Below are 14260 nucleotides of genomic sequence, written 5' to 3'. Positions count from 1 at the left end.
TTATTGACATGGATATAACACGTGCAATGTATTATTAGTTAATAATGTTATATAGTTTTTAATCTAAACCATTAATGAAAATAAAACTTGTTTAAAGCGATTAAGACCTACTTTTGGACTATTTTAGTTCTAATACCTATTCAAACCTATGCCGATTCGTTGCCAGAACGCATCGACCTTTTTGCGTCGCTTTTTGATTATAGTACCGCTGATGTAAGTTATGATATCCGTACTTTGCAGGTTGATTATCCAACTCGCTTATTGACTCCCGAATCAATGTTACCGCAAACGGCTGAATACCCTTTAAAAGATCTACAGTTGTTATACAAATTATCTCAAAGCTGTACAGGTAAGTTGCCGCTGAGCCCACTCATAACAGAGCCATTAGTCTTCACGAGAGCTATCTGTAAAGGATCTCAATTACCGTCGAAATGGTTTGCGAGAAGCGCTTTGATTCACCCAGGAGGTGGGACATATGCGGCTCGTTATGTGAAAAAATACCCTGAGAAATTTGTCGAGTTGCAACAATATATGCACATACGAGAGCGCACCAAAGCAAGTGTGGATTCTTTGCTTGGCCGCATCCAAAACATGAATGAAGATACGATCTTAGCACTTATATCAGGTGCAACCATGTTTGTAGAGAACAGCGATCTTTGGCTGAGAAAAGGGGATATGTATTACGTTTTTAACGAAGACGTATGGTTAGACAACGCGAGTAAAGCAGGACTCAGCTATAGCATGGCCTCGGAAAATTCGACCTGTTTTATTCAAAGAGGCAACATTTGTTGGAATGTTGAAGATCATTCCAACGTGTTACGGATAAGTATGGTAATTCTTGTCCTAGCTAACATAATACTTGTATTAGGCTGGTCCCTTTATCGTTGGAATTCAAAACGACAGGAAATGAAAAGTCGTATGTTGGTGCTGCAGATTCTTACTCACGAGCTCAGAACACCCATTGCAAGTCTATCGCTAACCGTTGAAGGATTTCGGCGCGAATTTGAAAGGTTACCATCAACTGTTTACGATGAGTTTAGACGGCTATGCGAAGATTCCAGACGTTTACGGCAACTGGCCGAAGCCAGTAAGGATTATTTACAGTCAGAGAGCAGGCCGCTTGCAACAGACTGGGTACCTTCCGTTGAAGAATGGTTACAATACAAAGTGGAAGAAGAGTTTCGTGAAAGCATAGATCTTGTTATAAACAAAGATATTGCAGCTAAACTGAATGTTTATTGGCTTGGGACATGCATCGATAACTTAATTAGAAACGCAGTAAAATACGGTGTTGCTCCAGTTACGTTAGAGGTAACAACTAAACAAAATTCAATCACGATCAAAGTTACAGATCAAGGTCTGTTAAATCATCGAGATTGGAGAAATTTACGTAAACCTTTTGTCAGCAAAAGTGGCTTAGGTTTAGGTTTGACTATTGTAGAATCAATGGTAGGTCGGATGGGTGGTAAGATGACACTCGCAGGACCGCCAACCACATTTATATTGGAGATCCCCTGTGAAACAGACATTGCTTCTCGTTGAAGATGATAAAAACCTTGCCGATGGCTTATTAGTAAGCCTTGAACAAGCAGGGTATGACTGTTTACATGCAGAAACTATTGCAGATGTTAAACAGCATTGGGACAGTGCAGACTTAGTCATCCTCGATCGCCAATTACCCGATGGCGATTCTGTTCAGCATTTGCCAGAATGGCGTAAAATAAAAGAGTTGCCAGTAATTCTTTTAACCGCACTTGTTACGGTCAAAGACAAAGTGGCCGGATTGGACGCGGGGGCAAATGATTACTTAACCAAGCCTTTTGCCGAGGCTGAATTATTTGCACGAATTCGAGCCCAGCTTCGTTCACCAGAATCAGAAGGGCAGGATGACACGAAAGTGGTTACACCCAATCTTGTTATTGATAAAGCCACAAGAGAAGTTTTTTTTAAAGAAGATTCAATTACCTTAACGCGTACTGAATTTGACTTACTCTTATTTTTAGCAAGCAATCTCGGGAGAGTGTTTACGCGTGACGAATTGCTTGATCATGTATGGGGTTATAACCACTTTCCAACGACAAGAACCGTAGATACCCACGTGTTGCAATTGCGCCAAAAACTTCCAGGCTTAGAGATTGAAACCTTACGCGGTGTTGGATACAAGATGAAAGCGTGATGCAGAAATCTCGTTTACTATTGGTAGGCATAGCATTTGTGACTATTCCTACCAAAGCACAAAATGTTGAGTGGTTCGATCAAATCACACCGCTTACCCAAGCGCATCAGAATCTTTTAAATAATAATTTAGAAGCAATGTTTAACTCACTTGTCGAAGTGTGGCAGCTTGAACATAACAAAAACATTCAGAGCCATCTCAATGAATTATTATTACAATCATTAACCGTTGATTGCGGTAAAAGTTTAGACAAAAAACCACTCCCCGAATGGCTTAAATCAATCACCATTAATAGGCAAGAGATCCAGAGCCCAGGAAGAGATGCATTTCATGTTGATATAGAAGTGGACGCTGAAAAACCACTTGCTGATATTAGACTGGCGCAGTGGGTCGATAAAAGTTTATCAACCGATAGCTTATTAACGACCACTTCGAGTGACAGCGTCACTGGAAAGGCACATTACTTAAAGCGTTATAATCTCAATAGTAAAATTACAATGGGTTTATACCGTCTTGATATAACAGCCAAAGATCAGCAATCTTGGAGCGCATGGATTGTGCTTGGTGAACCCAAAGCAAAGCAAATTGTACGTTGGGCTTCGAAAGATCAATGGCAAATTGAAAAAAAAGCGCTACTCAATCCATATTGCCCTTTACCTGAACTCAATGTATCGCTGTATGATTACATCGATGGAAAATACTCTGAAATATGGAGTCAACGCTACGAGTCTGAGTATCCTAATGAACTTGAAATCACTAATTTAGCTGCAGACCGTTATGTACTAGCGGTATCAATGACTCAACAACGTTGGCAAGGGCCGATTATCATTGAGCAATCTCAAGTAATCAGTAAAACCTACGATGTTTCAGTAGATGAATAATTAAAGATAATAGACAATATGCCGTTATAGACATAAAGGAAACGACACGTTTATAACATTATGAAAAATTTCATTAAAATACTCCCACTTGCAGTCGTACTTACACCATCTTTCAGCTTCGCAGCCAATTATGCAATAGAGGCGCGAGGGGATGCGATGGGTGGTGTAGGGGTTGTATCGGCGAACTTTCTCACTGCTCCATTTTATAACCCTGCACTTGTGGCTATTTATCGTCGTAACGATGACGTAGGTATGATCGTTCCCAGTTTCGGGATTTCTTATAATGATGAAGACCACATGGTCGATGATTTAGACAGCATTTCAAACTTCATAGAAAAAAAAGATTACACAAATACTGAACAGCTGCAGAAAAGTTTAGATAATTTACAAAATGATAAACTAAAAGCCGAAATTGGCGGTGTTGTCGCCTTTGCCATTCCTAACCAATTTATAGCGGCTAATTTATTCGCCAAAGCCTATACCGAAACGTTTGTCACTCCTGATATTTACAGCGGCGAAAATACTGCGTCATTAACTCCAGAGCTACAAACTGTCGAAAACGCAGAGCTCAGCGCAGTGAACGCTGTTTCCGTTGGGGTAACAGAAGTGGGTTTCTCGCTAGCCAAGTACCAAACATTTTTAGGCCAACATATTGCCTTTGGTGTAACACCTAAACTTCAACGCATCTACACCTATGTATATTCAGCAAGCGTAACCGATTACGATATCAAAGATGCACGCGATAATGGCCAAGGTGAAACCATGTTCAACCTTGATGCCGGCGCATTGTGGTTTTATGGGCCTTTAAGAGTTGGATTTTCCGCAACCAATTTAGTCAAGAGAGACATTCAAACTCAATCTTACACTAAGAGTCTTAAGAGCCAATTCGGTAAAACACGAGACATCAATATTGGCTACGCATACCAAATGAGGCCACTTTATACAGTAGGCGTAGGTATTGTTGCAGACTATGCCACATTAAGCGTGGATTATGATCTTAATGAAGAAGAGCGCTACACTAATTTTAATGACAATACACAGATGATTCGAGTAGGTGGTGAAATCGATATCATGCGTCAGTTAAAATTAAGAGCAGGATATAAGAAGAACTTAGCATACGATAATGTTGATGGAACAATCACAGCAGGGGTAGGGATCTCACCTCTCAATCTCTTCCAACTGGACATTGGAGCAAGCTATACAAACGATAATGCGATGGGAGCTTACATAAATTTCCTTGCTAGTTATTAACTCGATCTCTATAGTCAGGCTCCTAATCAACCGGAGCCTTTTTAAATGTTTGATGATATTCCAACTTTATCTCACCAAGAACAGCAAGAAGCTGTTGAGAAAATTCAACAACTAATGGCTCAAGGTATCAGTACCGCAGAAGCCATAAAAATCGTTGCATCCCAAATTAGAGCAGAAAAATCTGCAGATAAAACGAATTAATTCTCAACCTAACTATTTCCATTGCATAAGAGCGTTCACTCATTAGTGGACGCTTTTTTGTATCGAGAAAACCCCCAGCTAGGCTGGGGGTTCCGTAAAGCTTACAGCTATAAGTCAGTTATATAACCCCTTTCAATTTGATAAAAACGTCTTGTGGTCTGGCAACTGCAAGAGTTAATTAAGAATTGAAAGGGGGTCCCAATGGGGGACGAAAAGAGCTTAGCGCACACGCGATAGAATTGTAAATATCATGTAGTTTTTGCACCTAAGTACCGAAGGCCTGTGTTCTACCAGACTTCGCCGGGATATCATCCAAATGCTTACCAACGAGCAAGTGGGTAGCGTATATTCTCGATTTTTGGTGCTTTCAGCGATGTTCTGTTTAACAGGTTTTGTAGCGAAACTTGGCCATTAGTCTAAGTATTTAAGTGAACTTAGCTGATCAGATCGTAGGTTGATAATTTAGTTCCATGATTTAGGAAACAAAGCCATTTTATGTAGGATTTTTCTGGGATTATGAGTCGTCTATTGTCTGCTTTTACTGATGATTATATTGTTAAGTGAATGAAATCTAGTCTAGGAATCTCGGAATGATAACCAATAACATAACTAATGCTCAACTCAGCGGCATTGGCATTGAGCGAAACGCTCCTCAAGTGGGTCCCCAAAACGTCGAGGCTTACCTTGCAACGATTAAGAAAGCCCAAAAAGACCTTGAAAAAATCGATCCTGCTATGGCATCAGTCGATGAGCAATCAGCAGATTCTGAAGTACTGGCTATGGTAGCAGCTCATCAAAAACAAGTTGTCCAGTCTATGGTGGGTAGTAATCCTGAGGATGCTATTGCATTGACACTAGCGGCTGGTATCGAAGCATGTAGTGCTCGACTTGAAGCGATACAGCAGCAAGCTATGGGCTTAGGTGTATTTGTAGATTCCATGGAAGCGATGTGGGAAGACATATCAAAAACATCACCATTAACAGGGTATGCGTTAGAAGACGCTTTTCAACTAGTGCTTATGGATGTATTGATCCACATTGACGATTACAATTTAACTGCGGATGAAAAAGATGCCCTTCAACGTTTTATGGAATGTGGTGGTTCAGGGATGCATGGTTCTCATGAAAACTATGATCAATATGAATTTGTTGCTGACCTTCCTGGACTTTTTAACAAAATTCATGACCACGCACCCAAGGACAGTTTTGCTTATACAATTACTGATTCCATGAAAAATAATTCTGGTTGCCCTGGGGCTTTAGTAACGCAATTTCAGGATAATTGGGGTACTGCTAGTGAATGGTATTCTAACTGGACTAATGGCATAGGCGATGTCTCTCCAATTATGCGTATGGCATTACTCTCTAGTGTGCTGGCTGATTCATCTGTGGAAATCTCCAGCGACGAATATAATATGTTTCTTACTGGTAGCCTGTCTGATATTGATACCTTTATGAACGAAAAGTACGGTAAAAATACCATTGAATACATTAACGAGGATCTTGCTATGTGGAACTATTACTTCGATCCTAGTGAGAATCCAGTTACCGGTTTTGGTATGAATTTCCATTCTTCTAGTGGAATGCTGGTAGACTACTTCACTGCATTATCAGAGAATTTACCTTCTCGACCTCTCACCGACGAGGAGCTGAAAGAAGTCAACCGTATCGGTGATCAGGTAAGAATGCTGCAAGAGACTCTCAAATATTGGTTGCAAATTTGCCGAGACGAGCTAGTGGCCATTGCACGTAACATCTAGTTCAGAACGGTCAATTAGGTCGGTCGAAATAAAAATGGGTTGTGGCATCTGAAACACATATACACATTCATGCATTCAAGAGGGACTGCCAACGCGTGGCGGCTTTAGCGCAAGTGTTTACAGTGGGTTTTTGAGTTCGGCGGTGCGTTGTTAAACACCGCTGTAGCTTCAAGTAGGAAGAGAATATAACAATCTAGAGTTACGGATGTGATGAAAATTACCATTTTTCTGTATTCACGCTCTTTTTGAACTGAGTCGCTAAAAACGTTAGCAATACGTTAAAAGCTGTCTATATTTTTCCAGTCTGCTAGAATCGCGTTGTTTATATTTTAGCCTTTAATTTTACACACTTATCGAGGTTTTACATGGAGCTTGGATTAATCATCGTTTTTATCGTGGCTGCAGCGGTCATGGTTAAGAAAGAGATGTCAGAAAATAAGAAATAGACTCACTCATTGATAACTTTTCTACCCCTTTTTAAATGAATGTGTCTCAAAGCCAGTATTAAACTGGCTTTGTTATTTCTACGATTTTTGGTTCCAAACCAGTTCCCCTCGTCTATTTTCCATCCCGTCAGAGATACCACAACGATGATAAATAAGGCATACTCGTTATTGCATACTCACTGCAATTTCACCAAAGGATGTCTATTTTGCAAAGTCCAATTACCTTAGAAGCGCTTCATATTTTAGATGCGATTGATAGACGAGGCAGCTTTGCTGCGGCGGCAAATGAGCTAAGCCGTGCACCATCATCGCTGAGTTATCAGATCCAAAAATTGGAACAAGATTTAGATATCACTATTTTTGACCGTTCAGGGCATAAAGCGACGTTTACTGAAGCCGGCTTGCTCATTCTTGAGCGGGGTAGAGCCATTTTATCGGCGACAGAAAAATTGGTGAATGACGCAACCTTGTTAGCGAATGGTTGGGAACTGGATTTGACGGTCGCATTTGACGGTATTATCCCTATTCATAATTTTTTCCCAATGGTTGAAGCGTTAGGTAATGTCAGTAAAACACGAATCCGTCTTCAAGAAGAAATTTTAGCGGGGTGTTGGGAGTCACTTTCAACCGATCGAGCCGATTTGCTGATTTGCCCACGTATCGATACGTTACCACAAGATGTAAAAGCAGAAACCATAGGAACTATGTCAATGGTTTGGGTAGCGGCCAGCTCGCATTACGTGCACAAACGAAGCGGTGCATTTGATGAAGAAGCAAGGCAAAAGTATCGAGTGATTGCGATTGCCGATACCGCGCGTGACCAGCCTGCAATGAGCGTGAATATTTTGCAAAAACAACCGCGTCTGACGGTAACTAATTTCAGTGCAAAATGTGCCGCGTTAGTGGAAGGGTTAGGTATTGGCACATTACCAAAACAGATAGCAGAACCATTGATCGCCGCAGGTAAACTGAAAGCAATCAGCGGATCTGAAGAAAAATCGATGCAGATCATTATGGCATGGCGGCGTAATAAAATGGGCGAAGCAAAGTCGTGGTGTGTGCAATACCTCAAGAAAAACTGGACGCTAAGTTAAAATTTTGGGCGGATCGCAGTGATCAAATCTGATCGCTACGGCTTTATTCTGGTTTATTTAAGATCAAAACCATATCTGCCGTCCCATCTTCGAAATGCACTTCAATCTCAAAACCTAATTTTTGCGCTAGCGTCAACATGCCTCGGTTGGTTGGCATGGTCATGCCGGAAATTTGTAAGGTTCCTTTCAAGCGACAATAGTCGATGATTTTTTGCAGCAAGATTTTACCCAAACCTTTTCCTTTTAAATCCGAACGGATCAAGATGGCGAACTCAGCATCGCTATTCTCAGGGTTAATGAGTGCTCGTGAAACGCCAATAATACTCTCTTGATCATTGGTATGATCCACTGCGACAAAAGCCATTTCTCGGTCATAGTCAATTTGAGTGAAATTGGCTAAGGCTTCATGGTTAAACTCACCGACATCCGAAAAAAAGCGTTTGTATAAATCTTCCTTTGATACGTTACGGATAAACTCTGCATGTTGCGGCTCATCCTCTGGCAAGATTGGGCGTAAGGTAATGGCCGAGTTGTCCTTCAGGATCACACTTTCTTCAAACTCACTTGGATAGGGGCGGATAGCTAATCTACTTTGTCCGTCGCCTTGGTAATCTTTTAGGACTAAGTTGGCATCCAATATGGTGAATTGATTGCCATTGGCTAAAACCGGGTGAATATCTAATTCATCTATTTGTGGACATTCAATAATCATCTGCGAGATACGAACTAAAAACTCAGATAACCCATCAATATTCATTGGCTCTGGTAGTTTTTGCAGCCGAATTTTCCCGCTGCGTATTGCTCTGACAATCAGATAACGAGCGAGCGTCATATTCAGTGGGGGGAGTGCGGCGGCGGCATCGATTGATTCATCCCATTCTGAACCACCTTGTCCCAGTAAAATGACCGGGCCAAAGGTTGTATCAGTGATCACTTTGATCCTGAGCTCTTCACCGCCAGCGAGCTTTGCCATTGCCTGAACCAATAACCCATGAACATTAGCGGAAGGATACGAGATCTGCGTGCGATCCAATATCGCTTGTGCTGCGCTTGCCACTTCGTGGCGGTTGCGTAGATTGAGCATCACGCCTTGCACATCTGATTTATGCGTAATATCGGGCGAACGCAATTTCACCACGACTGGGTAACCAATTTGCTCGGCAATATGTACCGCTTCACTGGCATCAGAAGCTATCCAAGTTGGTAATACGTTAAAATTAAAACATTTAAATAGCTTGCCTATTTGGTGTGTATCAAGGTGGCGGGTAGGGTGTATATCCAGTTGCTCCGCTATCCATTGCTGCGCGCTGTGTATTTCTGACACGTGAACGGGTTCTGCGGTCGTCGGCGTTTCCATTAGTTGCTTTTGATTTCGACGGTACTCGACTAAGTGCATGAATGCCACCACTGCACTTTCTGGCGTTCGATAGGTTGGGATGCCCGCTTGGGTAAATATTTGTCTAGCCGGGCGCGCGGTAAGTTCTCCTGACCAATTGGTTAGGATGTTAAAACGTTTATGGCGAGGGTGCGCTTTAATGGCATCGACCACCGCTTGAGCGGTTTGTTCAGACTGCGCAATCGCAGATGGGCTGTGCATAATGAGAATGGCATCGGTTTTATCACTATCTAGCAGCACATTTAGTGTATTAACGTAGCGAGTATGATCCGCATCACCCACCATATCGACCGGATTACTGTGAGACCAACTTTTAGGCAGGCACTGATTTAGTTTTTGATAAGTAGACTCTTCAAGATCGGCAAGTTTTCCGCCTCGATCTAACAAGGTATCGACGGCCATAATAGCTGGCCCGCCACCATTGGTAATAATAGCAAGACGTTCACCTCGTAATGGAACGGAGTGAGTGAGTGTTTCGACAGCGGCAAAGAGTTCATGGGTATTATTCACCCGTAACATACCCGTGCGTTGAATTGCGGAGTCATAAATAATGTCGAGTGTATTGTCTCCACCAGTATGTGCTTGCGCCGCTTTACGTCCAGCAAGCGTTCTTCCTCCTTTTAATACTAAGATTCGCCGGTTACGTGACGCGGCACGCGCTGCCGACATAAAACGGCGAGCATCCTTAATCGTATCAACATAAAGCAAAATGGCTTGGGTGTGTCTATCCGTGCTCAGGCAATCAAGCAAGTCAGAGAAATCGATGTCGCTGGCATTACCAAGAGAAATAAATGCTGAAAATCCGATCTCTTTGTCATTTGCCCAATCTAAAATCGTGGTACAAACCGCTGCAGATTGTGAAATAAAGGCAATGTTACCTTTTAAGGCTGTGACAGGAGAAAACGAAGCGTTGAAATTTAACCAAGGTAGGATCAGCCCTAAGCTATTGGGACCCAAAATGCGCATTCCTGCCGATTTTGCAATGCTAGAACATTGGGCTTGGATTTCGACTCCTTGAGCATCTTCAGTATACATATCAGATGAAAGTACGATGACGGAGCTGATGCATTTATCTGCCAATTGCTTAAATAAGGTGACGTTGCGTGTTGCGTGCGTGCATAAAATCGCAATGTCAGGGACGATAGGCAGAGATTCGATACTTTTGTAGGCCAATACGCCACAGACGGATGGATAATAAGGCGTGACAGGCATAATCGCACCATCGAAGCCTCCTTGAAGTAGGTTCTTCATCACGATATTGCCAGCACGAAGCGAGCGTACTGATGCACCAACAACCGCGATCGATTTTGGTTTCAGGAATGGATTTAAATTGTTCATGTTGATGAACCTTTCACTCACAAATTACCGTTAGCTTAGCGAACAAATGCTATCCTTGTTCACTATATTGGTTTGATTGTGATCATTACGTCGTGAGACAACTGCGACTTTGTGCCATAAATCACAGTACAAGGGTATATAATCACAAAGCGAGCTTGATTCTGAGCGTCGCTATCGGCATGATTTATAGTAATTTCTACTTAAGGCGTTGAACAATTCATGAAAAAAATCACAATTGTCGGTTTATCAGTGCTTCTGGCTGCCTGTGCATCTGATACATACATTACCGATGTCACCTCTGAAAGCCATCGTGAAGAGTACAAAGTTGCTCCGGTTCAGCAACCAGTAGTCGCTCAAGAAGGCATGGCTACTGGAATTTCTGAGAGCAATGTCGAAACGAATGTGGTGAAGATGTCTCCTAACGATACAGAGAAAAAAGTCGTTAAGATGAGCCCTCAAAGCAAAGCCGCAGTAGCGCTCATTCCACCGACAGCTAAACAGACGGCAATGAATCCGCGTTTTGGCTACACCATTCAGGTCGTTGCTGTTGGATCACAGAATAAAGTTGATCAGTTTGCCAGTAAACTGCCCAATTCTGACGGCCAACCTATTTGGGAAAATTATAAAGTAGTGAATGGAACCAAGTGGTACACCGTACTTTATGGTGACTACGCAACTCGTGCCGATGCTGTTGAAGCAATTAAAACACTGCCAACCGAGTTTCAAGCAATGAAACCTTTTGCCAAAAGTATTGATACCATCAAAAATTCGGAATTTCCGACACTCAATAAGTTGAACTGATTCTGGATTTTATCGCGAATAAATGATCAAAGGGGCTTATGCCCCTTTATTGCTTATAACTTAGCCTGTTACAACAGTAAAAAGGTTTTCCTTGGCTAAAACCGTGTAACTTCACACTGAATTGATTATCATGATTTATAGTTTATTCGTCAGCAGCATGGACAGATTTTAATGACTCAAACAACAATCCTATTATTATGTGGTGGCGGTTCGTCAGAACATGAAGTTTCACTTGTGTCAGCCAACTATTTACAAGCACAACTTGAAAAAACAGAAGGTTTTCAAGTTATTCGCGTCGAAATGCGACCCGATGGTTGGTACAGTGAAAAGGGCGATCTGAGTTTTTTAGATACGAATGCTGCAACGTTGAATACCAATGGTGTTGCCGTCAATATCGATTTTGTGGTTCCTTGCATTCATGGTTATCCAGGGGAAACGGGCGACATTCAATCGATGCTCGAGCTGGCTGGCATCCCATATTTAGGTTGTGGTCCAGAAGCCAGTGCTAACAGTTTTAATAAAATTACATCTAAGCTTTGGTACGATGCGCTGGGTATTCCTAATACACCTTATCTTTTTCTTTCAGAAAATAATGCACAAGCGCATCAGCAGTGTAAGCAGGCTCTGGAAAAATGGGGAAGTGTGTTTATTAAAGCGGCGAGACAAGGCTCATCTGTTGGTTGTTACAAAGTCACCGAGGTTTCCCAGCTCAACAGCGCAATCGATGCGGCTTTTAGCTACTCGGAACAAGTTCTGGTTGAAAAAGCAGTGAAACCTAGGGAATTAGAAGTTGCCGCTTATCAGCTTGATGGTGTTTTATATCTTTCTAAGCCGGGTGAGATCATCGCACCAGAAGACGCATTTTATACTTATGAAGAAAAATACAGTGCGACTAGCCATTCGATGACTGAAGTACAAGCTCAGAATTTAACCAGAGATCAATTAGAAATGATAAGTGATTGTGCTGCTAGGGTTTTTACCCACATGAAGCTTAGGCACCTTGCACGTATTGATTTCTTTTTAACCCCAGAGGGAAACATTTATCTTAATGAAGTTAACACCTTCCCAGGCATGACTCCCATTTCAATGTTTCCTAAAATGTTAGAGCATAATGGGCATAGGTTTCATGAATTTCTAGCCAATTGCGTGACAACGTCACTCAATCAAAAGGTTTAATGACCTTAAATTTCATCTGTTCACTTTCTGCAATGTCGAGCTTTCCAATGTATTGAGCTGGCATTGCAGGGCTTAACCATCGTCCAAATTGCTGAATATCTTGAGTTTTATAACCTTGTTTAGCCAGTTCTTGAGCCGCACCAACACGGGTTGATTGGCCTGAAAACCTCAATTCAAATATGCCTAAACGTTGCCCTGCATGACGTAAGATACGGAAAATAGACGCATCATTTAAAGATCTATTTGAAATATTGCCATGGCGATCGATTGAACAAAACACAATGTTCGACTCTTTATTGAGTAATTGTAGCCACTTTTTAAGTGCAAGAGAGGCCGATTCAGAAAGATAATAATCGACATTTCCCACGATGATCTTCATTTGCCCATCCACAGTTAAGACTTGGCCTGTACTTAGTTTTTTAAGCTCACTTCGTTTCAAAGCACACTCAAACATCACATAATAGATGGCAAGATCGCGGATATCCTTTTTGTGAGGTGAATGAATAAGTTGTATATCTAGTGCCAATAAATGTTTTTTCGTTAACGGTGTCGCTTGCTTAGCATCATCGCCTTTCTCTCCTTTAAGACGAAACAAAGAAAGTTGAGTGAGTCGGTTTTGCGTGGGGTCTTTCATCGAAAGTAGGCGATGGATGATACCAATGGTGACCATGTAACGCCTGATTGTCGCGTATTTTCTCAAACGAGCTTCCGTTTCGATAAATTGCCTAACAGCTGTTGTTGAGCCAGGAAGAGGAGTAACACATCTTATTTTGCAAAATGTAACAAAATAATTCCAATCTTTAGTCATGGCCAAAGCGGAGTTCTTCGAATATTGCCAATGTGTCAAATGTTGAAATTGTTCAAAGCAAACTGTGTCGGAAAATTCGGTAACCTTTTGTTTTAAAATCATAGGATCTGTGATGAGAGGGATGTTTTTTTTCATCTTGATGCACTATAACAATATGGTTTATCGATAAATATACTTGATAACGGTGAAGATACAATTATTATTTAACTAACCTATAATTAAAAAGACCAATAACATATGGCTATAGCGACGTATCGAGGATTTACCCTTACATCTGCGCCTAACTCTACAGATATATGGCAAGTTAAGATCAAAAACCATGTTTTGACTGGTAACCTTGCGGCAGTTAAAAAAAGCATAGACTGGTGGTGTGATACTGCCTCTATCATTGATCCTAGAGAGTTCAGTGCGGTAGGTAAGAAGAGAGAAGCTCCAAATGGTAAACAAGAGCAATTTGGCGGCTTTACACTGAAGAATGATACAGGTGAGCTCAATGGGTGGTATTGCTTTTTCAATGGTCGCTTAATCAAAGGTTCAAAAGTGGCTATTCAAAAACATATCGAAGCTTATTTGCTTGCAAAACAGAAAGCAGAACAATTAAAGAAGTAAATGATTTATGACACTTGTATATTCTACGGATTTAGGCCGTATCAAAGCTGAGCCTGAAGTTATGGAACGCCCTAAAGGAGATGGAGTGGTTAGAATCCATCGTCAAACAAAAGGGCGAAAAGGGAAAGGCGTGAGTATCGTGACCGGCTTGGATTTAGATGATACTGCACTAAAGCTATTCGCGGCAGAAATCAAGAAAAGTTGTGGGTGTGGTGGCTCAGTAAAAGATGGTGAAATAGAAATCCAGGGTGATGCTCGAGACAAAATTAAAGCTTATTTAGAAAAGAAAGGTTTCATAGTTAAACTAGCCGGAAATTAACGTA

13 protein-coding genes and 1 pseudogene are annotated in these 14260 nt (G+C 41.5%); 12 read left to right on the top strand and 2 right to left on the bottom strand.

Annotated elements, in window-relative coordinates; all coding sequences use genetic code 11:
• Window positions 1-87: 87 nt before the first annotated feature.
• The 8 genes and pseudogenes from vxrA to AACT18_RS15310 all read left to right on the top strand — a co-directional run bounded on the left by vxrA (window position 88) and on the right by AACT18_RS15310 (window position 7809).
• Entirely contained in the window at window positions 88-1542 is a 1455-nt protein-coding gene (gene vxrA, locus AACT18_RS15345; RefSeq protein WP_017046913.1) for a sensor histidine kinase VxrA, read from the top strand.
• Window positions 1517-2176, top strand: a complete 660-nt coding sequence (gene vxrB / locus AACT18_RS15340; protein ID WP_013867797.1) for a response regulator transcription factor VxrB — start codon at window positions 1517-1519, stop codon at window positions 2174-2176. Before vxrA ends, vxrB begins: the two co-directional genes overlap by 26 nt.
• Window positions 2173-3057, top strand: a complete 885-nt coding sequence (locus AACT18_RS15335) for a DUF2861 family protein (RefSeq protein ID WP_017042833.1) — start codon at window positions 2173-2175, stop codon at window positions 3055-3057. Before vxrB ends, AACT18_RS15335 begins: the two co-directional genes overlap by 4 nt.
• A gap of 60 nt (window positions 3058-3117) precedes the next feature.
• Entirely contained in the window at window positions 3118-4308 is a 1191-nt protein-coding gene (locus AACT18_RS15330) for a conjugal transfer protein TraF (protein ID WP_094125813.1), read from the top strand.
• A gap of 45 nt (window positions 4309-4353) precedes the next feature.
• On the top strand, window positions 4354-4509 hold the full coding sequence (locus tag AACT18_RS15325; protein WP_013867794.1) for a YoaH family protein: 156 nt from the start codon (window positions 4354-4356) through the stop codon (window positions 4507-4509).
• Window positions 4510-4710: 201 nt separating this feature from the next.
• Window positions 4711-4800: pseudogene (locus AACT18_RS15320) on the top strand (IS200/IS605 family transposase); the annotation flags it as partial.
• 299 nt (window positions 4801-5099) lie between these two features.
• Complete coding sequence (locus AACT18_RS15315; protein WP_094143580.1) at window positions 5100-6269, top strand: hypothetical protein; 1170 nt, start codon at window positions 5100-5102, stop codon at window positions 6267-6269.
• Between the two features lie 643 nt (window positions 6270-6912).
• The gene (locus AACT18_RS15310) at window positions 6913-7809 is read left to right on the top strand and encodes a LysR family transcriptional regulator (protein WP_017047920.1); all 897 of its coding nucleotides are present in this window, start codon (window positions 6913-6915) and stop codon (window positions 7807-7809) included.
• Window positions 7810-7852: 43 nt separating this feature from the next.
• On the opposite strand, the gene AACT18_RS15305 is transcribed toward AACT18_RS15310, so the two are convergent.
• Window positions 7853-10543: a bifunctional acetate--CoA ligase family protein/GNAT family N-acetyltransferase gene (locus tag AACT18_RS15305; protein WP_094125016.1), complete on the bottom strand. Its 2691-nt coding sequence runs from the start codon at window positions 10541-10543 to the stop codon at window positions 7853-7855.
• A 219-nt stretch (window positions 10544-10762) separates the two neighbouring features.
• On the opposite strand from AACT18_RS15305, the gene AACT18_RS15300 reads away from it, so the two are divergent.
• Window positions 10763-11344, top strand: coding sequence for an SPOR domain-containing protein (locus AACT18_RS15300; RefSeq protein ID WP_013867790.1), 582 nt, complete (start codon window positions 10763-10765; stop codon window positions 11342-11344).
• A gap of 171 nt (window positions 11345-11515) precedes the next feature.
• Window positions 11516-12520 (top strand): D-alanine--D-alanine ligase, encoded by a 1005-nt coding sequence (locus AACT18_RS15295; RefSeq protein ID WP_017045559.1) that lies wholly within the window; start codon window positions 11516-11518, stop codon window positions 12518-12520.
• Here AACT18_RS15295 and AACT18_RS15290 read toward each other — a convergent pair.
• The gene (locus AACT18_RS15290; RefSeq protein ID WP_094144226.1) at window positions 12504-13463 is read right to left on the bottom strand and encodes a tyrosine-type recombinase/integrase; all 960 of its coding nucleotides are present in this window, start codon (window positions 13461-13463) and stop codon (window positions 12504-12506) included. The two genes, AACT18_RS15295 and AACT18_RS15290, sit on opposite strands and share 17 nt — an antisense overlap.
• 102 nt (window positions 13464-13565) lie before the next feature.
• On the opposite strand from AACT18_RS15290, the gene AACT18_RS15285 reads away from it, so the two are divergent.
• Both AACT18_RS15285 and yciH read left to right on the top strand, forming a co-directional pair.
• A complete protein-coding gene (locus AACT18_RS15285) occupies window positions 13566-13937 on the top strand; it encodes a DUF3319 domain-containing protein (RefSeq protein ID WP_013867787.1) in 372 nt (123 codons plus the stop codon).
• Between the two features lie 7 nt (window positions 13938-13944).
• Complete coding sequence (yciH, locus tag AACT18_RS15280) at window positions 13945-14256, top strand: stress response translation initiation inhibitor YciH (RefSeq protein WP_094144227.1); 312 nt, start codon at window positions 13945-13947, stop codon at window positions 14254-14256.
• Window positions 14257-14260: the final 4 nt, after the last annotated feature.

Source organism: Vibrio sp. V04_P4A5T148, assembly GCF_963875605.1.
Taxonomy (GTDB): Bacteria; Pseudomonadota; Gammaproteobacteria; order Enterobacterales; family Vibrionaceae; genus Vibrio; species Vibrio anguillarum.
The sequence above is the reverse complement of the archived record's forward strand: the minus strand, read 5'-3'. Positions and strand labels throughout refer to the sequence as shown.

Bases quoted from the DNA above. Each gene is read 5' to 3' on its own strand.
- AACT18_RS15325 (WP_013867794.1), top strand. From the start codon at position 4,354: ATGTTTGATGATATTCCAACTTTATCTCACCAAGAACAGCAAGAAGCT.
- AACT18_RS15315 (WP_094143580.1), top strand. From the start codon at position 5,100: ATGATAACCAATAACATAACTAATGCTCAACTCAGCGGCATTGGCATT.
- AACT18_RS15330 (WP_094125813.1), top strand. From the start codon at position 3,118: ATGAAAAATTTCATTAAAATACTCCCACTTGCAGTCGTACTTACACCA.
- AACT18_RS15290 (WP_094144226.1), bottom strand. From the start codon at position 13,463: ATGAAAAAAAACATCCCTCTCATCACAGATCCTATGATTTTAAAACAA.
- AACT18_RS15300 (WP_013867790.1), top strand. From the start codon at position 10,763: ATGAAAAAAATCACAATTGTCGGTTTATCAGTGCTTCTGGCTGCCTGT.
- AACT18_RS15305 (WP_094125016.1), bottom strand. From the start codon at position 10,543: ATGAACAATTTAAATCCATTCCTGAAACCAAAATCGATCGCGGTTGTT.
- AACT18_RS15295 (WP_017045559.1), top strand. From the start codon at position 11,516: ATGACTCAAACAACAATCCTATTATTATGTGGTGGCGGTTCGTCAGAA.
- AACT18_RS15285 (WP_013867787.1), top strand. From the start codon at position 13,566: ATGGCTATAGCGACGTATCGAGGATTTACCCTTACATCTGCGCCTAAC.
- yciH (WP_094144227.1), top strand. From the start codon at position 13,945: ATGACACTTGTATATTCTACGGATTTAGGCCGTATCAAAGCTGAGCCT.
- AACT18_RS15310 (WP_017047920.1), top strand. From the start codon at position 6,913: ATGTCTATTTTGCAAAGTCCAATTACCTTAGAAGCGCTTCATATTTTA.